Raw genomic sequence first — 19,880 nt, 5'->3', positions numbered from 1 at the left:
GATCACGACGGACTTATCGATGTTCTCCGCCGCGCCGTTCGGTTGGCGGGCAGCCATAGCGGACAGCCTCGGTCGCCGCCGCGTCGCCTCCATGTCTTCGCCGCCGGCCGCACGTCGCCGCACACAGCGGCCACATTCCAACACGGGCGCTCCGCCAACCGCACGGTCACGTTTACGCGATGCGTCCAGCCAAGAGTGCGGGAAGGCCGTGCCACCTGCGGCCAACTCGCTGGCACACCTGCGGTAGAGGGTGCACCTCCAGCCACGTGATCGTCTGATTCCACCACGATGCGCTACAGGGGCCGCTAGGCTCAGAGCGCCGCAGGAAAGCAGCTAGGAGTTGGAATGCCTAATTGGGTGAATCTAGATGCCCTAATTCCTCGCGAAGACTTTGAGGCAATAGATTCCGGGGGGCTTACTCAACCGTCCGCCATCTCGAGTACGCTCCGCGTTACGGATCTACTTCCGGACAGTATCGGCTATAGCGTTTTGCGAAAGCCGGATTTCCAGCGCGAAACAGCCAACTGGACGCCAGAAAAAGTAGCAGCGCTTGTCCGGAGCTTCCTGGAAGGTGACCTCATCCCTTCTATCATTCTCTGGCGTTCACCAAAGAGCGGCAGCGTTTTCGTTATTGACGGCGCTCATCGATTGAGTGCGCTTATGGCCTGGGCTCACGATGACTACGGCGACCGTCACACCTCCCGCCAATTTTTCGATAACGTAATCCCCGAAGATCAGAGAAAAGCTGCGGAGGCGACTCGACGTCTGATCCAGGAGAATGTAGGTTCGTTCAGCGACCTGAGCCTCGCCCTCAAAAATCCGCGCACAGTTTCTGAAGAAAAACTGCTCCTAGCGCGGAATCTGAGCGTCTTCTCTCTGCACCTGCAATGGGTGAACGGGGAGGCCGAGAAGGCGGAGAGCTCGTTCTTCCGGATCAATCAGCAGGCGACGCCGATTGATCCCACAGAGCTCGACATGATTAAGGCGCGGCGTAAGCCAAACGCCCTTTCGGCGCGTGCGTTCATTCGGGCCGGTACAGGGCACAAGTACTGGTCATCGTTCGGCGAAACCACACAGTCGGAGATCGAGACTATCGCGAAGGAGGTATACGACCTCATCTTCCAACCCAACGTCGACCTCGCTATCAAATCTGCCGATCTTCCCGTTGCGGGGAGCAGGTACTCGGCAGATAGCGTGAAGATGGTCTTCGAACTCGTCAACTTCACCAACGGCATGCAACCGGAGATGTGGCGCGATGAGACGGGGTCCCGCCGCCGCAAGAGGAGCGGAGCGGTAGAAATAGCTCCACTCGGCGACGATCCCGACGGCACAGCCACCATTCAGTTCATGCGAGTTGTGAAAAGGGCATCCGAGCGAATCGCTGGCAATACCCCTGGCTCGCTAGGCCTGCACCCTGCGGTGTACTTCTACAGCTTCACTGGACGCTTTCAACCGGCGGCCTTCTTGGCCGCAGTAGCCTTCGTTCAGGATCTCGCCGAAAAACGTCGCCTCTTGAAGTTCTCAGAAAAGCGGAAGGAGTTCGAAGAGTTCCTGGTCAAGCATAAGTATTTTTTGAATCAAATCGTACGGCGCTATGGCAGTCTGCAACGCTCCGTCCCGCCGATTCAAAAGCTGTACACCGTCCTCTTTGAAGGCCTAAGGGATGGTGCATCGGAAGGCGAGATCATTTCTCAACTTCAGGATTCCGCAACAAATCGCCTCCCCGTCAAGCTCGTCGATGCAGACGACCACGAGCATGGACGTGATTTTTCGACGAAGACGGCTAATGCGGTCTACCTGGAATCCGTGCTACAGAGCGCCCCTAGGTGTGGTATCTGTGAGGCGCGCCTGCATATGAAGTCCGCAACCGTAGACCATAAGATTCGAAAAGAAGACGGAGGCACGGGAGCCCCGGCAAACGGGCAGTTGACCCACCCGTATTGTAACTCCGGATACAAGGAGCATCTCCATTCCGTCAAGTTGAAATCCTAACTGCGCCGCGTTGGCCGTCGACCTTTCGAGATGTCCGACAGTGGCGACCAAGTGGGATGACCAATGGCCGCAGCTCGGACAGTAGTTGATGGGCCGCTGGCGGCGGCGCAACGTGGAGTTGTCTGGACTGACATGGACGGTGTGACCCCTGGAGCCCTGCTGGATTCACAGGCTCCAGGGCCCAGCTTCTTTGGCCAGCGGGTGGCTACGCTGCTGCACGTGGATGATCTCTTGAGCAAGGTCATGGACCTGCAGCCGGTCTGGCAGGCAAAGAACTCGGTGCCGATGCAGCGCTGCGGGGTCCTCATTCGGAGGGACATGCCCAACTGGCTGCGTAAGCACCGCTAGGACATAGCGGCAGCCCTGGACGTCCCTCTCGCCGAGGTAGGCATCGAAGGACGCGATGGCACAGGGCTCAAGACTGAGATCGCTTGGGCGCGTGTCTACTCCCAAAGGCGGTCGCCCAGCGCGACCGCCGGCTGGTACATCGTCTATCGCTCCAGCGCATCCGGGGACAGGGTCTATCTGTCGCTGAACCAAGGCACCACGAAATCGAAACAGGGGTGAGTTTAAAGCCCGGAAGGGCGTCGAACTCAGGAGCCGAGTGGACTGGGCCCGCCCCATAATCGCGGGAAACCAGTCCGCCCACGTACCGCGCCTGGTCTAATCGACGGCCACTGGCGCCTACTGAGCAGCTGCGATCTGTGCCGGAAGAGCCGATCCTCATAGAACGGGCGGGCGCCGCAAAGGACGTCTGACCAGTGGCTCGCCGCGTTCGCCGCACTACTGGCCATCCGCGAGTACGGTGCCGCCCTGCCTCCTCCCAGGGGCGAGGCTGATCGAATGGACCGGTGGCTAGTCCAGGAGCGTGGGCTGCAATTGGCTGCGGCTGCCGTCCGTCACCCCGAGGTAGTCCGGGTTGGGGACCATCTCGCGATGCAGGTATCGCAGGTCCGCTCCACAACGCGACGCGAGGCGATCCTGGCGCCTGTGCTCGGCTGTGGAGACAGTCTCGCCGTTGCGGGTCGTGATGACGATCGCGGGCCGCTCCGTCGAGTCGATGGCCTCGTTCAGCGCGGCCCAGACGAGGTCGCGAAAGTTTGCGGCGCGGCCCCAGCAGATGTATCGAGTGGCGTCGCCAGCGACGGCGTAGCAGTGGTTCGGCTTCTCCCCAACCGAATCGGGCTTAATCACCCAGCCGCTGCCACATGCCGCACGAACAATTTCCTCCGGACCCTGGAAGCGATTTACCGCATAGCGAACATAGTTCCCGATTCCTTCCTGTGCTCGGGCGTACTCCTTCATGGGGACGTCCTTGATCCAGACCCTGGCGTCCTTCTCTGGCCCGTAGGCGAGCAGGATGCCGCCAACCTTGGGGTCCTCGATCCATCGCCGGTACTGATTCGTCTTCTCGGTGTTACTCAAGAACTCCCAGTCCATGTCGTTGGCCTGTTGGTAAATCTCGATGAGAAGGCGCTCGCGAATGGGCGCAGGCAGATGCTGCAAGGCCACGGTGATTACTCCTGGTGGGCGCGGGTGGAGGGGAACTGGAGTCGGTGCTCGTCGTACGCGGTTTCAAGACTGGCAGCGTCCTTGATCCACTCGTCCATGAGGGTGGCCACCTTCTGGTCGCTGAAGTCGATGTTCGACGGGGTGATCTTCGCCAGGGTCTCGATCTCGCCGTCCCCGTCGAGCGCGCGTTTGAGTTTGAGTGCGGCAGCGATGCGGCGGAGGTCGCTGACGAAGTCCAGCACCGTGACTCGCTCCTTTCCCTCGCGCAAGCGGAGGCCTCGCCCAAGCTGCTGAACGAAGATGCGGCGGGAGTGAGTGACTCGCGCGAAGCAGAGGATATTCACGTCCGGCACATCGACGCCTTCGTTGAGGATGTCGATCGCCGTCAGGATGGGCACTTCGCCGGCCCGGAAGGCGAGTAGGCGGTTCTGCCGCTCTCTCTTGGCGAGTCCCGCGTGGATGGCGAGAGCACCTGACCAAAGGGGGGTGCGCCGCAGCATGTCAGCGAGCCGCTCGGCATGTTCGATAGTGCGGCAGAAGACGATGGCCCGGGGATTACGCGTGCCGGCCCATGCGTTGGCCAGCTCGTCACGGATGGCTTCGTCCCGCTGGGGCAGGAACAGCTTGGCGTTGAGTTCGGCCAGTCCGTACGAGTGGTCGCTGGCCTCGCGGACGATGTCCCAGTCGATGTCGTCGACGAACAGGCGGTAGTCGACCTGAGCGAGGTAGCCGCGCCGCATGCCCTCCTCGATCCCCAGGCTGAAGCTGGGGGCGCCGAGCTGATGGGTGATGTCGTGCTTGTCACCGCGCCATGGGGTCGCCGTGACGCCCAGGTGCCTCGCCGAGCTGAGGAGCTCCAGCAGCTCGTCGTACTGGCCCTCTTCCCCCACGTGGTGCGCTTCGTCGATCATGACGAGGCCCGGTCGGTATCCGAATCGCGCGGCCGACAGCGCCGAGCCGACCGTCGCGCAGGTGAGACCGGAGAGATCGTCGGGGCGGGTGTCACCCGTGAGGAGCCGCGTCGGGACAGCTTTGGGAAGGTGCCGCCAGAGCGCCCGCTCTAGTTGCTGGACGAGGTCTTTCGCATGCGCGACGACCAGGACCTGGTCCTGGGGGACGCGTCGCAGGTGCGCCGCGATCATCTCGCCTCCGACGACCGTTTTGCCCAGACCGGTGGCCAGGACGAGGAGCGCACGACCCGAGGCGTCGAGATCGGCGGTCAGTTCCTGAAGTGCCTCGGTCTGGTACGGCCGCGGTGTCACTTGGCCAAAGCGGGGCGGTACCCGGTCGAAGCTGGTCGTCAGGTCGGTTCCGCCCCACAGGAGGATCCCAGGACCGAGGCGTGCCAGATTCGCCACCCGCTTCCGGGCGTCAGGGCTGAAGCGGGTGTTGGTGACGACGACGGCTTTGTGGGCGCGATAGTGATCCCGGGCACGAGCGACCTCATCCACCGCGTCGGCCCCTACGGCTCCGTGCCGCTTCCACTTGCACTGGATCACCCAGGTCTCGCCCTTGTGGAGGGCAAGGATGTCGCCTCCCTCGTCACCAGAGCCATCGATGTTGGACACATCGGAGAAGCCCAGGTGCCACAGGAGGCGTTCAATGCGGCGAGGAAACTGCAGTGGGCCCGAGTCCAGCAGCGAGGCGGCGTCAAGGAATCGCATTCCGCTCCCCCTATGTGTTGTCGGCGAGGTCGCGCGCGATGAGTCTGCAGCTGATCCTGATCCGGGCCAGCTCCTCCACGTCGAGGCGTGGACGGTGCTGTTCCAGGAGCGCGAGGTCCCCCAAGGGGTTGACCAGTCGTTCCACGACGAGCGCTCGAGCGCCGGGATCGCTCAGAGCGATGTACCCGCGCTTGAAGACGCACCCGTCGAGGAAAGTCTCCGGGGAGTCCTGGATCATACGGATGACCGCACTGGCCGGGACATAGCGGATGAACTCACCGCTGGAGATCGCGTCGTTCCAAGGGGACGCTCCGCCGGCCTCGACCGCGAACCGGCGTTCGGCATCGGCTCGTTCATCCTTCGTGAGCAGCAGCCAGTGCACCGCGGGGTTCGCCGAAACAGGCGCCACCATCGCCATGCGCACCTGTTCCAGTAGCCTCTCGGACTCCTCCGCCGTCGCCGCCGGCGTCAGCCGAGGACTGGAGGTGTGGCTCTTGAGCTGCGCCACGATCTCACTCAAGGGCATCGAGACGATGTTCGCCCGTACCCGCATAAACTCCGCGACCTCGACGAGCGCCAGGTCACGCATGTCCGCCCCGTGCTCTCGGAAGAGCGAGTGGCCGGTGTCGACGAAAACATCCAGGTGTGGGGCTCGGACCATCGAGACGATCGCAGGTGCGGGCCGCTCATCCTTGGTAACGAGGTTCTGTCCGCGGACCGCCCAGGCCGTCAGATCCACGCGGCCCAATTCTTCAAGGTAGTACGGGCCTGTCAGGTCCACGATGGGGTCGGCGTTGTCTCGGTATCGCTGGAGCCTCTGATCCAGCGTCTCCACCGGTGCGACCTCGTCCTCGGGCGGTTCTTGACCAGCTGCGGTCATGCCCGTCGCACCCGGCGCCGCACCGCCTTCCGGCTCGTCATCCAGGTCGAGGAGTCCAGCCCCGAACCCGGGGAGGATGTCGTCATTCTCCGGTTGCGGGTCCACCGCTATCGGGTTGTCGTGCTGATAAGCGGCTCGGTACCACACCTCATCGGTCTGGTACTCGTAGCCGCCCTTCCGCATCAAGCCGGCCCACTTCACCGCCGTCTCGTGGAGAGCGTTACGTCCATCGCCGGGGATCAGGTAGTTGAGCCCCGGGTCCTGGCGACGGAAGCCCGCGTAGAGCAGGGCGAGAGGGCTGCGATTCTCCGGCAGTCCAAGGTTCTTGGCGATCTTAGGGCGCAGGGGACTGGTTCCGCGGACCTCGCGTAGGACTTGACGCCATTCGGCTGTATCGAACTCGAAGGCGGTCTTCTGATAGTTCGGAGTGACGTGGTCGCAATGGATCTCACCGACGATCCGGCCCATCTGCACGGCCCCGGAGTCGATGGGGTACTCCAGCTCCGGCTCCGCGATGCCGTCCTCGTCCTCCCAGTGGAAGGCACGCTTGTCCTTGAGCATGATCTTGCGCCCGTTACGGAGGAAGTCCAGCCCGTAGTCGGTGCGGTGGAGGTAGCGCTGAATCCCGATCCAGCCCCAGATCCTGCGCTCCCGCAGTTCCAGGCGGTCCTGTCCGCATTCCTCGCAGTGCTCCGCATCGGCGGTGCTCCAGTATCCGCACGCCATGCACGCGTTCTTCGTGCTCAGAACGCGGTCGATCCTCTGTACAGCATGAATCTCCACGCCCTGGCGGGTGACGGTCCGCTTCTCATCCCAGACACAGGGCAGGCGTGGCCTGATCTTCTTGCCGTTGAGCGTGAGTAGGAAGCCCTTCTCCGCCAGCAGGTAGCTGTAGACGTCTCCGAGCTTCTCCCTGATCACGGTCTGCGTCTGAGGGCGGCAGAGCGTTGCGTATTGCTCCTGCTTGAGCTCGCTGATCGTGACCGTGGTGCCGTGCTCGTCACGATTGTCCTTGGGCGTCAAGCGGTACGGTGCCTGGTACTCGGAGGAGTTGGCGATCCGCGCCAGATCCAGGGTCACCTCGATCCAGTCCGGATCGCCCGCACGACTGGTGCGTACCGTGGTACGTCGACCCAGCCGGGCGGTGCTGATGTTGAAGCCCATGCCGAACAGGCCGAGGGAACCGTGTCGACCGTTGCTCGTCCAGCCCGCGCTGATGGCGTTGGTGACGGCCTCCAGGCTCATGCCCCGGCCGTTGTCCTGCACCTTGATCTCAGCCGTCGCGCGTTGCGAGTTCGCCGGCGGGAGCGAGACCGCGACCGAGGGGCGGTCCACAGTCCCGGCAGCCGCTTGGAACTCGTCGAAGGAGTTGTCGATCAACTCGGCCAGGCACTGCCAGTGAGAGAACTCGATGTCGCCCAGCACACCCAAGATGCGCGGGTGTGGCGTGACGTTGATGTACTGGCTCTCGGTCACAGTCGGCCCCCGTCTTCGTCATGAACGAACGCGTTGCTGGCAGCCTCGAAGGGCGCCCACCAGCGTCTAGACGCCCCCACCGCTCCCGGCCCCAGCGCATTCACCAGCATGGCGTCAACCCTAATGGGCGGCACCGGTACCCGCGGGACATAGATCTCGAAACCCCTGCTGGACCCCACTCCGCATCCCGCCGCCACGGTTCGCCGCGCGCCAGGATCGCCTCAAGCTCTGGGAACACGCGTAGGCCACCATCGACGCGAGCGGCCAGGTGCAGATCTCCGTGGGGCCCCTCGGCGAGGCAGGTCTCGACGCGAGGAGTGCCGTCCTCGCATGCAGCGATGTCTACGGCCGCATCGTCCTAAGCAGGTTGACCGATGAGATCGACGGCCTACTACATGGAGAGGAGCTGTAGGCACAGCTAGGCGGTCGCACGGCGGACAGCCGAGATGACCCGTCGCATCACCTTCTCCGGCGCCTCGTGCTCCCAAGCCCGGATGACCGTCCAGCCCGCCTCCTCAAGGATCCGGTTGGTCTCGGCGTCCCGCCGCTGGTTCTCGGTGGACTTCTCCGTCCAGAACTCCTTGTTCTTCGTCGACGGTCGATAATGCTCCGGACAGACGTGCCAGAAGCATCCGTCGACGAACACCGCGACTCGCGCCTTCGGGAACAGGACATCCGCGCTACGCCGGAGGCCCTGGATCGGCGGTGCGTTGACCCGGTAGCGAAGCCCTTCCTTGAAGAGGAGCGACCTGAGTACCTTCTCGGGCTTCGTGTCCCTTCCACGGTTGCCTTTCATGGAGGCACGGACCGCCGGCGTCGAAGCCGTCGAGCCCTCCGGCAAGGTCTGCTCCCGCAGAAGGCCCTTAGCCCAGGCCAGTCGCCACCCCTCAGCGAGGTTGGCCTGACGGCTGTCGTGTTCGACCTCCCCCAGATAGCGCTCCGGGGACCTCCTCCCATCGCCCCAGCGCAGTGACGCGCGGATGCGTCGCGTCTTGGGCAGGACCCTCAAGGAGACCGAGGCGTGAACCACGCGGCCGTCACCCAGGTCAACCTCGCGCCGATGGCGACCACCCGCAGCTTTGTCCTGTTCTGCGGACAGTGCCTTCCGGGTCCTTCCCGACCGCCCTTTCCAGGCGCGATCGGGGGGCAACCTGTCGTTCCAACGACCCTGAGGCGGCCTCGACACGTCAATCACGTCCTCGGACCCGACGCCGTATCGAGGGCCTTGGCCACCGCATTGGCGAACACCGCGCCGAGCTTCACCGGGACCGCGTTGCCGAGCTGCCGCATCTTCTCCCCACGAGGCCCTTCAAGCTTCCAATCGTCGGGGAAGGTCATGACGCGGGCCGTCTCTCGCACGGTCATATACCTGTGCTTGTAGGTAGTGCCTCCGGGAGTCTCCAGATCATCGGTCAGCATTACTGACTCCCCGCCCGGGACGCCGTGCACGCCAGCCTTCACGGTCTTGGCGGGACGGTCCAGCTCATTGGGTGTGTGGCCCTTATAGATCCGAGCCCCGGGCCACCCGATGTGGTCAGTGAATCCCTCAGCGCGATGCTCCTGGCGGTCGAGCCTGTCCCAGGAGATCTTCGGCAGCGGATCACCCTCGTTCTCGTCGATACCGGCGATGGCGTCCCGGAAGGTCCGCCAGGGCTTCGATCCGTCCGGGATGAGCGCGGCGCCCTTAGCGATCCCGGCCCTGGCCCTGGCCTTGGCCGCAGCGCGTACGGGTTCGGGAACCTCGGGATGGCGGCTCCAGTAGGAGTCGTCGGAATCATCGAGCATGGTCCGGAAGAGCGCCTCCTCGGAGTACTGGGGAAGCACATCCTTCTTGAACTGCTCGATGTCGACACCGAGGTCCTCCCGGAAGGCGACGATGATGATGCGATGCCTGATCTGCGGGACGCCGTAGTCCGCGGCGTTCACGCGCGTCATCACCACCTTGTAGCGCTCCGCCGGGTCACCCGAAGCCCTGTCTCTGGCCTTGACGAGGTCCATGAGGTCTTGATTGTGCTTCTGCCAAGGGGTATTGGGGTCACGCAGCTCGAAGGGCATCTCCATCTCACGCAGGATGTACTCGAGATACGGCTTGAAGGACGGCCTAAGCAGTCCCACGACGTTCTCGCAGATCACGGCCTTGGGCCGGATCTGGCGCATCGCCTTGAACATCTGCGGGAACATGTTCCGCTTGTCCTCGTCCCCCTTCGCGATACCCCCGAGGCTGAAGGGCTGACACGGAGGGCCGCCGGCGAGCACGTCGACACGGCCGAGCAGATAGCTCATGTCCAGGTCTTGGACGTCGCCCGCCACCAGCGGCCACGGCTCCCCAGGCTCGGGGATGCGTTCCTCGTCTCCCCGAGGCTTCGCCCCGTTCGCCTCCAGGGTCTGACAGGCTCGCGGGGCGAACTCGTTGAACAGCAATGGCCGGAAGCCCGCCTGATGGACCGCCATGGCCAGGCCGCCCGCCCCCGCGAACAGCTCGACCCCGGTGCGATCACGCTTTGGCTCTTCTTGCAGCTCAGACATTGCGAAAGCATACCGCGGATTGGATGGTACATGTAACCGTTGTCGAGAAAGTTCGCCTCATTCCTGTGGGTGGCTGAGCATGGCGCGATTGGTGATCCCAACGGGGAGAGCGCTCACTCTTCGTAGGTGGTTGACCACCGACTTCAGGGCGAGGGCGTCTCGCCCAGGCCACGCACGGGCGGTGCCAGACAGGTCCGAGAGAGCGCGGCCAGCACAAGTCCGCCGGGACATCCATGGGGGCATCCGTCGGATAAGTCCCGACGTCGGGTGCGCCGCTCGGTGATGGAGCCGGCGTCGGCCCGCCCTGCCGATCCATACGGGGATCCCTCGATGGATCGCGCGTGGGCCCGAGGGTCGCCTCGCGTAGCCCCATCAACAGGAGGCGACCATCGGCAACCGTCGGGGTCTCCACCGCGACTCACGGTCTCGGCGGCCGGCCACGCCAGGTCGCGAACAGCCCCAACCCGACACTGGTGACCGCGGTGAACGCCTCGGGGCCCGCGAGCATGAAGACGCCCGTCGCCATGGTGATCAGGATCAGCAGCGCGGCCAGGTCGAGCATCCGTTCGTGGATCGGCGCCTCCGGCGCCGGCTCCGACGTGGCGGGAGTCCGAGGAGCGGGCGGCGCGGCGGTCTCTTCGTTTTCGTCCATGCCTTCAGCACACCAGCCCAGCCAGCAACGCCCCGCACGGCACGAAGAGACCCGGACAAGCTCGATCGGCGCAGGCCATCGCCGTACCGTGTGGCCCGCCGAGCGAACACACACTATGTATGGTGATGTTCGGCAGAGTTCGGTCCTGTTCGGTAAACCGCGTCCTACGCTGAATCCCACAGACCATCAGGGGGACGTACGTGGCGGACGAGGACGCTCCCGGAGCCGTGTTCCAGCGCGAACTCGAGGACTTCGCATCCAATCTCGAGACGCTGCGGATCGATTGCGGCAAACCGGCCCAACGCGCGATCAGCCGTGCCGCGCCTCCGGGGCAGACGTTGTCAGCCTCCGCGATCAGTGAAGCCCTTAACGCGAAACGTCTGCCCCGCCTCGACTTCCTCATCGCGCTCGTCCAGACACTTCTCAGCATCTCGAGCGGCAGCCGTCCAGTAGGCCGAGATCATCCGACAGTCGAGTGGTGGCGCGCGGAGTGGACCCGACTCGAAAAGCTACGCGTTAGGGTCCGCCACGCGCGCTCGGCATCCAAGTCCATGCGGACGCCCGTCCCGGCTAACGCCTCGCCCAACGCGTCGCTCTCCGATACGCCAGTACATTCGGCGAACTCGGCCGCATCCGTGGTGGGCGGTCGGGGCTCAAGATCTCGTCCCGAGTCGCCGACGCTTCCACACTCCGGTTTCGTGTGGTCAGTGGCGTTTCGCTCCGCTGACAACCTGATGGCAACCGCTAGCGCATCTGGAGTGGTGACGCTCTGGGACCCGGCCACCCAAGAAGCGGTCGGTGAGCCCCTGCTTGGTCGCGCGAACATCACGCGGTCGGTCGTGTTCTCCCCCGATGGCAGCTTGCTCGCGACGGCCAACGACTACGGTGAGGTGACCCTTTGGGATCCCGGCACCCACGAGGAGGTCAAGGCGTTCCTTACCACGGAGGATGTCGCGGTCACGGAGGTGGCGTTCTCCCCCGACGGCAGTCTGCTGGCCGCCGCCAGCTTCGATTGCACGGTACGCCTATGGGATCGATTCAGCCACGAACCCATAGGTAAGCCGCTGGCCGGCCACTCCGGACCCGTCACAGCGGTGAGGTTCTCCCCTGACGGTGGGCTGTTCGCTACGGCGAGCTTCGACGGCATGGTGCACCTTTGGGACCCGACAACTCGCCGTACAGTCGGCAAACCCCTGATGGGCCACTCAGGCGCCGTCAGATCGGTCGCCTTCTCCCCTGACGGCGACCTGCTCGCCACCGCCAGTGACGACGGCACGGTGCGCCTTTGGAATCCCGCGACCCGACGGACAGTCGGAGCGCCCCTCACAGGACACACCGGCTCCGCCACGGCCGTAGCGTTCTCCCCTGATGGCAAACTGCTCGCCACCACCGACTTCGATGGAGTGGTGCGGCTTTGGGATCCCGCCACCGGGCAGGCTGTCGGCGCGCCCCTAATCGGCCATGCCGGCAAGGCCACAGCCGTAGCTTTTGCCCCCGATGGCGGGTTGCTCGCCACCGCCGGATTTGATGGCACGGTGCGGCTGTGGACGGCCGAGGACATCCTGCCAGTGTCGGTTCCGACACAGCGTGCGCGGCATGAAAGCGACCCGCACGAGAACCTGATCACACAGCGCGCCGAACCACGTACCCGGCTTGATTTCCTGACCGCACGGGGGCTCGCCAGCAGAAGTGTCCTCACCGCACTCAAGAACGGGGAAGCCATTTCCTTGGCGCCTATGGTCGGGCACCGCGACGCGGTCCGCGCTGTGGTGTTCTCCCCGGACGGGACCCAACTCGCGACTGCCGGCGCTGACGATACGGTGCGCTTCTGGGACCCAGCCAGTCGGCGATCAGTCGGCCGGCCCCTGACCAATCACCGTGACTCCGTGAGTGCGGTGACCTTCTCTCCCGACGGCACCCTGATCGCCACGGCGGACCGTGGCGGCGCGGTACGTCTATGGGATGCGGCCACTCGGACGCCAGCGGGCAGCCCTTTGACCGACCACCTCGGCCCCATCACGTCAGTGGTCTTCTCGCCCACCGGAACTCTCCTCGCCGTCGCCAATGACGGAGGCGCCGTACGGCTGTGGGTGCCAACCACCCAGCAAGCCGCAGGTGACCCGTTGACCGGCCACGACGGGCTCGTCACCGGCATCGCGTTCTCCCCCGACGGCAGGTTGATCGCAACCGCCACCGACGTCGGCACGGTGTGGCTGTGGGACTCCACGAGCCGAGTGTCAACAGGCAAGCTCCTGGACGGCCACGGTGGCTCCGTCACCTCTGTGGGCTTTTCGCCCGACGGCAGCCTGATCGCTACCGCTGGAGATGATCACTTGGTTCAACTGTGGGACGTACCCACCCACCAGCCGGTAGGAAAGCCCCTGAAGGGCCATGATGATGCCGTTGCGGCCCTGGTTTTCTCTCCCGATGGCGGCCTACTAGCTACGGCCAGCGACGATCGCACCGTCCGCCTTTGGGATCCTGTCACCCACCAACCTGTCGGAGACGCTCTCGTCGGTCACCACGGCGCAGTGACGGCTGTCACCTTCTCGCCGGACAGCTCCGTGCTCGCCAGCGCTAGCGTCGACCGCACCGTTCGGTTGTGGGTGCCTCCGGCGGCAAGCAGCCCGGCTGGGCCCCAAGTTTGATCTGGCAGGGGACCGAATAGACGACCTGCGGCCTGTTCCGCCCAAGGATGAGCAGGCCGAACCGAGCTGATGGCCACTTCCTGGGCTCAGGGAGGGGTAGCGCGCCTGCTCGGCGGCCCCCGCGCGGCTTCCAGAAGGTCCGATCAGTAGTCGTTGATCCGCTCGAGCTGCTCGGCAAGGCCATCGACCCACTTCGGTTCTGGAAGCGCGTCAAACGCCTCTCGCTGTTCCAGGATCAACTGCCCAAGGGTGTGCATAGAACTCACCGACTCGGCATTCAGGTACCAGCGTCCCCACTGCTGTCCGATTCCGCAGCCGGCGCGTTCTGCGAGTTCGGCGAGCAGGCTCGCTCGCTGAGCGTCAGGCACGACGCCCACCATCGGGTACTCGGCATGGTGGTGACTATCGAGACCGCTGGAGCAGGAGTAGAAGGTGGCTCCCCGAGCCGCGCTGAGGGCCAAGCTCAGGCCAGCCACTCCGACATCGTTCCCGAAGAACGCCGCCATGAGCTCGACGAATTCCACCCCGTCCTCGTCGTCGATCGCGTCAAGTACTTCTTTGATGCCGTCAGAAGCACTCGACTGTGCAGCCTGCGCGAGGATCTCGGCCTCAGCGCTGAGGCACTCCGCGACGTCCTGCCAACTGGGCAGGCCGAGGCTCTCGTACCCGTGATGGTCAGTGAAGCCACTGGCTACCTGGTCGGCGGTCAAGTCTGTCCGCAGGTCGGCCACGTCGTAGTTGTGGCGAATCTCGACGTCGAACGCAGGAATCATGCCCCGCCGCAACGGCTTCGCCACCTGGCTCTTCCACCCGGCGACGACGGGCTGGTACCCGAAGAAGGCGCCGCAGGAGCCCCGTCCCGTTCCGCTCCTCGGCGACCCCTTCCCGGGCATACCGGTCAGGGGCCGCAACGCCCAGGGCCGCGCCGACGCCTGCTGGACGGCCATCGCCAGGGGCCTCACCCCGCACGGCCTACGTCATTCCCACCGCACGCTCATGGAGGACCTCGGCACGGAGAAGGTCCTCATGGACGAGCGCATGGGCCACATCGACGGCTCGGTCTCCGCCCGCTACGCCCACGTCACGCCCGGCATGCGGCGGCGCCTCATGGCCGGCCTCACCCAACAGTGGGAGACAGCGCTCGCCGCCCGCCGTGAGATGGGCCCGACGTCCCCTGTCTCTTCTCTCGACCGGCTTCTGTGAGCGACGTGTAGTCGCTGACAGGTCTACCGCTGCGAACGTGCAGGCCCGGCCCTCCCGAAGGAGGCCGGGTCTGCCCCATCGGCGAGAGCCTCTACAGTCGAAGCCGAATCCCGATCTACTTGCCCGTCGCCGGAGCGCGCCTGACGATGTCGGACAACTGGCCGCGGTAGGTGGTGCCGAGCTTGCTCACCACGCCTGCGGTAGGGCCCGGGCCGTCCTTCATACGGCTCACGTAGTTCTCTGGCAGCAGCACCCGATCACCGACTTCGAGCGGCTCGCTCCCACGCCAGCGGTAGCTGTACCTGCCGACCTCTACGACCTGGTGGCCGTCGACCTGGTAGACGCGCCTCGTGGCGTCCAGTTGCTCCTCAAGTTCCTCGACACGATGTTCCAGCCGTTCGATCCGTGACTTGGAGAAGCTCGTGCTGCTCTCGTTGCCCGACCTGTAGCCCTCGCTCCACCCGCGCCGATGTGCCTCGGCCACGGCTTTGTCCTGCTTCGTGGCGTGCGTGCCGCACGCCACGTCCGAACCCGATATCCGGATCTTGCACGGACTCCCCGAGCGGGTAGGTCGCCCGCAGGTCCGGTCCTGGTGGTCGGTCATGTGCGGTAGTCCCCTTCGGTAGAACGCTGACAACGATCTTCTCCCAGACCGCTTCCGATCGAACGGCGGAAACCGGACAGGCCACCGATCCGGCGTTCGGCATCCGGCGCCGCCGGTGACCTGGCTCAATGGAGGAATGAAGATCGGGGAGCACTGGGCCTATCGATCAAGGCCCAAGGAACTGGGCGGTGCACTCAGCCGGGTGGAGATCGTCAGAGCGGGCGGCTCAGGCAGGTCCGGGAGCGTCCACGTGCGATTCCTGGACGGTGACGCGGCCGGCCTGCAGGAGTGGGTGAGCCCCAGTTGCCTGGTCGCCCTCTGGCCTGACGTCGAACTCTTCCGGGCGGACGACGCGGCGGAGCTGGCCCTGGCCGAGGCATCGAGGGCAGCGCGGGGGAGCGCCGAATTCGAGGCGGCCCGGATGATCCTGGGCTTCGTCCGACCCAAGGGCCGGCTACGTCTGCGGAAAGCGGTGGCCGACGCGGGCGTCCTGGAACTCGGGCACCTCGACGAGACCGCGCCCCTCGTCGGCATGGACGCTGCCCGACTACGTGACGACCCCATGGTCCACGAGGACCGCAAAGGCTGCTGTCTGGTGGGCTGGCCGATCACCGAGCGGATAGCACGCCAGGTCGCCCAGCGGCTGTCCGAGGAGATCCTGCCGGAGGTCGACCGGCGGCAGCGCGCCATGGAGGAGGAGCGCGAACGATCTTCCTGGTACGGCTACCAGCGTCGGGACGACCGAAGGCTGGACGCGGAGAAGGAAGCCCTGCGCATGGTGCGGGAGTGGTGCGGACAGGAGAAGGCGGAGCGCCACGACGAACTGGTCGCGCTGCGGGCCGAGGTACTGCGACTCGGGGAACTGGTCGAGCGGGCCGTGAAGGCGCTCCGCGACCGGGGCCACGGTGTCATCGCCTCCACCATTGAGCGCGACCTGGGCGTCCATATCTCCAGCCTTGGTCCAGACGTTCGTCGCTGAACGCGCGCGAGCGCTCCGGCTCCGGCCGCGCCTCGGGCTGGGCCGGAGCGGGCTCCGCCGGCGGCTTCTCCTTCTTGGGACGGTGCGGGTGCCAGCCGTCGAGGAACGGACGAAGCTGGTCACCCGTCGGCTCCGCGTGGAAGTTCCGCCCGCGGAGCCCCTTGCGGCTCAGGATTGGATCCAGCCGGGCTGCTTCGGACTGTCCCCAGGCCGACCACTCCCGAAGGCTCTCTGCCTCGACGGGGTCATCCGCCTGGGCAGCGGCCTCGTCCAACGCGTCGCAGAACGCCCGGATCTCGCCGACGGCTCGCCACTGGTCCAGAGCCGTCCCGAACTGCTCGGCCCGCGCCGCGTCAACCGCCTTGATCGAAGCCACGCTGACCGCGGCCTCCCACTTCTCCTGAGTCCGCTGCCGCTTCTCCGCTTCCACCCGTTGGCGTTCGGCTTCCTGCCTCGCCCGCTCCTCCTGCAGCCGACGCTGCTCCGCGTCGCGCTCCTCCCGTAGGCGGCGCTGCTCTGCCTCGTGCTTCAGCCTGGCCCGCTCCTGCTCCTGCGCACGTGCCTTCAGCACCTTGAAGACCTCATCGATCTGGTCTTCCAACGGGCTCCTGTCGGCGTCGGCCCACTCCCTTTTGATGCCCAGGCGCAACTCAAGCTCCCCGGAAGGCTCGGACCGGTGCGCCGGCGTCACCCGCTGCCAGTCGTACGTGCGCCGGCCCGACTGCTTGGGCACGTACCGGACCTGCCTCTGTCGCTCACGGAAGCTGATCTCGCACGTGATGCCATGGACGGTGAGCTGGGGCCTCGGCTGCTTGCGTTTCCTGGAGACCGTGATCTCGCCATGGAGGGCGAAGGCGCGCTCGGCGAACAGCCGGAGCAGAGACAGAACTCGGGGGAGTACCTCCTCCGAGACTTCGAAGGCACTGTGGTCCTTCTCGACCGCCGCGATCACATCGTCGACGTCGGTCAGAGTCCTGCTGCGTGCGAGCCTGATGCGGTTCCACTCGGTGTCGTCCTCGCCGTTCACCCGGAGCAGCCCGAAGCTGATGTCTCCCTTGGCCCGCCCGGTGTACTTCAGGTGGTATCCGGCCGGGGGACACTGCCTCGCCGCATCGAAGGCCCGCCGGTACCGGGCCCGTTCCGCCTCACCCGGAGCCGGGATGCGCAAGAAGCGCCCAGCCTGCTGCACCTCCGCGATTAAGGCCGCCCCGATGTCCGCGGGGGAGAGCTGTGGAACCTTGGGCGCACGCTGAACACGAGGCTTGGGTTCCGCTGGGGTCTTGGGCTCGGGAAGCTCAGACTCTTGGGTCGCCGCAGTGGCGGCCGCTGTCGTGCAGGACCTTCGAGGCGCGGGTCTAGGCCGGTCTGGGTGATGGCCGTGCTGGAGGTAGAAGCGCCCAGCATCGGAGATCTCCGCCTGCCACCGCCCGCCCTCCTTCGGCATGGTGATGAGGCCCCGGTCCTTCAGGGCACGCGCAGTGAGGGCGAGCTCCGGGGATTCTGACGTGACCGGGTCGCTTCCCTCCCCGATGCGTGTGAGGAGGGCTAGTTGGCGATCGTTGATCGGTGTCCAACGGTGCATGTGATCGTCGTACCGTCAGCGATCCGGTGGGCACAAGCTGTGCGGTGGGCTTTCCGGGGCCGGTTCCCGGCCGGCCTCTACGGCGGTTCGAGGTCAGTCGCCGGGGAGGGTCTTCAGGGCGTCAGCGGACAGGCGCGCAGTCGGATCCGCTGCCCCTGCATCGAAACGGACGCCCTCTGTCGCCAGGACGTCGGCGGGTGAGTCTGTGCGGGTGGGGTCGTTCCAGCGGAAGCCGGGGCTGACGCGGCCCGATGCATTGAGGACCCGCCAGGCATTGGGGCACTGGCCGCAGGTTGCCAAGTGGGTGCCGACCGGGACGGCGTGGCTGCTGATCACGGCTGCCACATCCCCGTAGGTCGTCCACCGTCCGGCGGGGACGGCGTTCAGGAGGGTGTGCAGGACCGTCCAGTCCTTGCCGGTGCCGTTGAACTGCTTGGCCAGGCCAGTGAGGTTGGTGCCGGCCAGTGCTGCCCATTCGTCGGGGTCGACGGTGTCCGGGACGTGGGCGGTGTCGATGTCCCACCAGGTGGTGCCCTGTATGCCGTCGGCTTTGCGGCCGGTCACGCTGGTGAAGATGTGGTTGGCCAGTCCGGTCGGGGTGTACGGCTTGCCGTCAACCTTCCACGTCAGTGGCTTGGCGGTGTTGTTGTTCCACGTGACACTTGCTCGGCTGCGGTCCTCACCGACCCAGGCCAGGATGTCCTCGCGGATGCCTTCGGTCACTCCATGCCTCGGCGTCAGCCGGAGCAGGGCCCCATCCGGGATCAGTCCGGCGCCGACGATGACGTGCACGGCGTTCTGGGCCCGCGAACGTTCCTCCAACTTCTGGGCCGCGGCCTTGGCCTCGATCCTGGCCGGAGCGAGAGTGAACTCCTCCACCTCCGGGGTGGGGTAGACCTTGGTGAAGCCGGCAACGAGCTGGTCCTTCACCTTCCACAGGCCCACCTGGATGAGGTCGATGTCGAGGTTCATCTCCGACAGCCACACCACGGTGTGGGTGACCTGCTTGGGGAAGTCGCCAGCGATGATCACCTGCCGGGGGCGCTGGAGCAGTTCAGGGCTCCAGTCCCCGTCCACGTGGTCCAGGAGGCGCTGGCGGCACGTGTCGAGTTCGAGGTTCTCGCCCCGACCCTTCCTGAAGTCGCGGTGCGCCTGGGCCAGCGTGTCGAGGTCGAACCTGGACACCAGGGCGGCGTAAGTGATCGCCTGGAGGTGGACGTCACGGTCGGCGGTACCCCGCTTCAGCTCGACCACCACGAGGCGACCGGTGGCATCCAGGCCCAGGACGTCCAAGCGGTCGCGCGCCGGCACCCCGTCCGTGTCGGCCCACCGATCGAACTCGGAGGTGATCACGAGCACCGAATCGCCGAGGACCTGAGGGTGCGCGATCACCCACTCCTGGAGGTGCTGTCGTTCGAGGAGCCCCTCCGCTGCGAGCGCGGTCGGTGCTATGCGTACGGCCAAGGCCCCTTCGACGGTGAAGAGATGATCCACGCTGTCCCCCTGCCCCAGTCCGCCGTCCAGGCGCTCTCGCGCCGAGCCTACGTGCGGACCGTGCCCCGGGGCAGCTGCTTCCGGTAGATCACGGACGGGGTGGGGCCGACTTCTAAGTCGGGTCGTGGGCGATGCCGGTGCCCCCACCGCACGAGATCACCGCGGGATGGGGCGCCGACGCCTACCGCAACTTCTGTTTGTACCGTCTGGGATCAGACGGCGAAGGCTTGACCGCATACGAGGCAGTGATACGGGCCCGACGTGTCATCGGGGACCTTCACCGGCTCGTACGAGTGGCAAGGGGAGGTCACGATGACCATGTCGTCGGGCTCCACGAGCGGCGAAGGCGTCTCCGGGGTATCCACACTGCCCCTGAGATCGACCTTCACGTACTTGCTGCGTGCCTGCTTGAGGGTGGCCTTCAGCTCCTGCTCCGCCATCCGTGCTGCGACTGGAGCCATCAGGCCCCCGGCATAGTCGATCTGTTCCCGCGTCCACCAGGAGTCCGGCCCCGCTGGCTGCCCGCACAGAGGGCAGTAGTAGGTAGTTGGCGACGGCTGCTGCTCGGCCTCCGCATTCGCCGGCCCGTGGTGCCACTTGAACTGATCAACGCAGTGCGGGCATTCCCGGCGCAAGAAGCCGTCGTTGTCGAGAGGCAGACTCATTGG

General features: G+C 65.6%; 16 protein-coding genes and 1 pseudogene. 6 read left to right on the top strand and 11 right to left on the bottom strand.

Annotated elements, in window-relative coordinates:
* Window positions 1-345 precede the first annotated feature (345 nt).
* From ADK55_RS08890 to ADK55_RS40915, 3 genes are all read left to right on the top strand, one after another.
* The gene (locus ADK55_RS08890; protein WP_053676928.1) at window positions 346-1,992 is read left to right on the top strand and encodes a GmrSD restriction endonuclease domain-containing protein; all 1,647 of its coding nucleotides are present in this window, start codon (window positions 346-348) and stop codon (window positions 1,990-1,992) included.
* 219 nt (window positions 1,993-2,211) lie between these two features.
* Window positions 2,212-2,340, top strand: coding sequence for a hypothetical protein (locus tag ADK55_RS40415; RefSeq protein WP_267887337.1), 129 nt, complete (start codon window positions 2,212-2,214; stop codon window positions 2,338-2,340).
* 3 nt (window positions 2,341-2,343) lie between these two features.
* Window positions 2,344-2,559, top strand: coding sequence for an MrcB family domain-containing protein (locus ADK55_RS40915; RefSeq protein ID WP_078998677.1), 216 nt, complete (start codon window positions 2,344-2,346; stop codon window positions 2,557-2,559).
* A 288-nt stretch (window positions 2,560-2,847) separates the two neighbouring features.
* Here the strand turns inward: ADK55_RS40915 and ADK55_RS08880 are convergent, their stop codons facing one another.
* The 6 genes from ADK55_RS08880 to ADK55_RS08855 all read right to left on the bottom strand — a co-directional run bounded on the left by ADK55_RS08880 (window position 2,848) and on the right by ADK55_RS08855 (window position 10,702).
* Window positions 2,848-3,504, bottom strand: coding sequence for a hypothetical protein (locus tag ADK55_RS08880; protein ID WP_053676926.1), 657 nt, complete (start codon window positions 3,502-3,504; stop codon window positions 2,848-2,850).
* Window positions 3,505-3,509: 5 nt separating this feature from the next.
* Window positions 3,510-5,168: a DEAD/DEAH box helicase family protein gene (locus ADK55_RS08875; RefSeq protein ID WP_053676925.1), complete on the bottom strand. Its 1,659-nt coding sequence runs from the start codon at window positions 5,166-5,168 to the stop codon at window positions 3,510-3,512.
* Window positions 5,169-5,178: 10 nt separating this feature from the next.
* Complete coding sequence (locus ADK55_RS08870) at window positions 5,179-7,524, bottom strand: ATP-binding protein (protein ID WP_053676924.1); 2,346 nt, start codon at window positions 7,522-7,524, stop codon at window positions 5,179-5,181.
* 418 nt (window positions 7,525-7,942) lie between these two features.
* Window positions 7,943-8,554: a very short patch repair endonuclease gene (locus tag ADK55_RS39665; RefSeq protein ID WP_234349965.1), complete on the bottom strand. Its 612-nt coding sequence runs from the start codon at window positions 8,552-8,554 to the stop codon at window positions 7,943-7,945.
* Between the two features lie 161 nt (window positions 8,555-8,715).
* The gene (locus tag ADK55_RS08860) at window positions 8,716-10,050 is read right to left on the bottom strand and encodes a DNA cytosine methyltransferase (RefSeq protein ID WP_053676922.1); all 1,335 of its coding nucleotides are present in this window, start codon (window positions 10,048-10,050) and stop codon (window positions 8,716-8,718) included.
* Window positions 10,051-10,468: 418 nt separating this feature from the next.
* Window positions 10,469-10,702 carry a hypothetical protein gene (locus ADK55_RS08855; RefSeq protein WP_053676921.1) on the bottom strand — a complete coding sequence of 78 codons (234 nt, stop codon included), beginning with the start codon at window positions 10,700-10,702 and terminating at the stop codon, window positions 10,469-10,471.
* A 227-nt stretch (window positions 10,703-10,929) separates the two neighbouring features.
* Between ADK55_RS08855 and ADK55_RS08850 the strand changes: the two genes are divergently transcribed.
* A complete protein-coding gene (locus ADK55_RS08850; RefSeq protein ID WP_159041325.1) occupies window positions 10,930-13,350 on the top strand; it encodes a WD40 repeat domain-containing protein in 2,421 nt (806 codons plus the stop codon).
* Window positions 13,351-13,493: 143 nt separating this feature from the next.
* On the opposite strand, the gene ADK55_RS08845 is transcribed toward ADK55_RS08850, so the two are convergent.
* Window positions 13,494-14,147 (bottom strand): hypothetical protein, encoded by a 654-nt coding sequence (locus tag ADK55_RS08845; protein WP_159041324.1) that lies wholly within the window; start codon window positions 14,145-14,147, stop codon window positions 13,494-13,496.
* Between ADK55_RS08845 and ADK55_RS08840 the strand changes: the two are divergent.
* Window positions 14,128-14,553, top strand: a pseudogene (locus tag ADK55_RS08840) (LacI family transcriptional regulator); the annotation flags it as partial. The gene ADK55_RS08845 and the pseudogene ADK55_RS08840 overlap by 20 nt on opposite strands.
* Before the next feature lie 115 nt (window positions 14,554-14,668).
* On the opposite strand, the gene ADK55_RS08835 reads toward ADK55_RS08840, so the two are convergent.
* Window positions 14,669-15,157: a hypothetical protein gene (locus ADK55_RS08835; RefSeq protein ID WP_234349964.1), complete on the bottom strand. Its 489-nt coding sequence runs from the start codon at window positions 15,155-15,157 to the stop codon at window positions 14,669-14,671.
* A gap of 136 nt (window positions 15,158-15,293) precedes the next feature.
* Between ADK55_RS08835 and ADK55_RS08830 the strand changes: the two genes are divergently transcribed.
* The gene (locus tag ADK55_RS08830; protein WP_053676918.1) at window positions 15,294-16,136 is read left to right on the top strand and encodes a hypothetical protein; all 843 of its coding nucleotides are present in this window, start codon (window positions 15,294-15,296) and stop codon (window positions 16,134-16,136) included.
* On the opposite strand, the gene ADK55_RS08825 is transcribed toward ADK55_RS08830, so the two are convergent.
* The 3 genes from ADK55_RS08825 to ADK55_RS08815 all read right to left on the bottom strand — a co-directional run bounded on the left by ADK55_RS08825 (window position 16,066) and on the right by ADK55_RS08815 (window position 19,877).
* A complete protein-coding gene (locus ADK55_RS08825) occupies window positions 16,066-17,163 on the bottom strand; it encodes a hypothetical protein (RefSeq protein WP_234349963.1) in 1,098 nt (365 codons plus the stop codon). The genes ADK55_RS08830 and ADK55_RS08825 overlap by 71 nt on opposite strands.
* Window positions 17,164-17,811: 648 nt before the next feature.
* The gene (locus ADK55_RS39140) at window positions 17,812-19,212 is read right to left on the bottom strand and encodes an MGMT family protein (protein WP_053676916.1); all 1,401 of its coding nucleotides are present in this window, start codon (window positions 19,210-19,212) and stop codon (window positions 17,812-17,814) included.
* A 212-nt stretch (window positions 19,213-19,424) separates the two neighbouring features.
* A complete protein-coding gene (locus ADK55_RS08815; RefSeq protein ID WP_053676975.1) occupies window positions 19,425-19,877 on the bottom strand; it encodes a hypothetical protein in 453 nt (150 codons plus the stop codon).
* Window positions 19,878-19,880 lie beyond the last annotated feature (3 nt).

It is taken from the genome of Streptomyces sp. WM4235 (assembly GCF_001279725.1).
GTDB lineage: Bacteria > Actinomycetota > Actinomycetes > Streptomycetales > Streptomycetaceae > Streptomyces.
Note: the sequence above shows the minus strand (reverse complement) of the source record. Positions and strands in the feature narration are given on the sequence as shown.

What these genes read in the sequence shown, in the direction of transcription:
- ADK55_RS08875 (WP_053676925.1), bottom strand. Translation starts at nt 5,168, where the DNA reads ATGCGATTCCTTGACGCCGCCTCGCTGCTGGACTCGGGCCCACTGCAG.
- ADK55_RS08855 (WP_053676921.1), bottom strand. Translation starts at nt 10,702, where the DNA reads ATGGACGAAAACGAAGAGACCGCCGCGCCGCCCGCTCCTCGGACTCCC.
- ADK55_RS08860 (WP_053676922.1), bottom strand. Translation starts at nt 10,050, where the DNA reads ATGTCTGAGCTGCAAGAAGAGCCAAAGCGTGATCGCACCGGGGTCGAG.
- ADK55_RS08815 (WP_053676975.1), bottom strand. Translation starts at nt 19,877, where the DNA reads ATGAGTCTGCCTCTCGACAACGACGGCTTCTTGCGCCGGGAATGCCCG.
- ADK55_RS08830 (WP_053676918.1), top strand. Translation starts at nt 15,294, where the DNA reads ATGAAGATCGGGGAGCACTGGGCCTATCGATCAAGGCCCAAGGAACTG.
- ADK55_RS08835 (WP_234349964.1), bottom strand. Translation starts at nt 15,157, where the DNA reads ATGACCGACCACCAGGACCGGACCTGCGGGCGACCTACCCGCTCGGGG.
- ADK55_RS08890 (WP_053676928.1), top strand. Translation starts at nt 346, where the DNA reads ATGCCTAATTGGGTGAATCTAGATGCCCTAATTCCTCGCGAAGACTTT.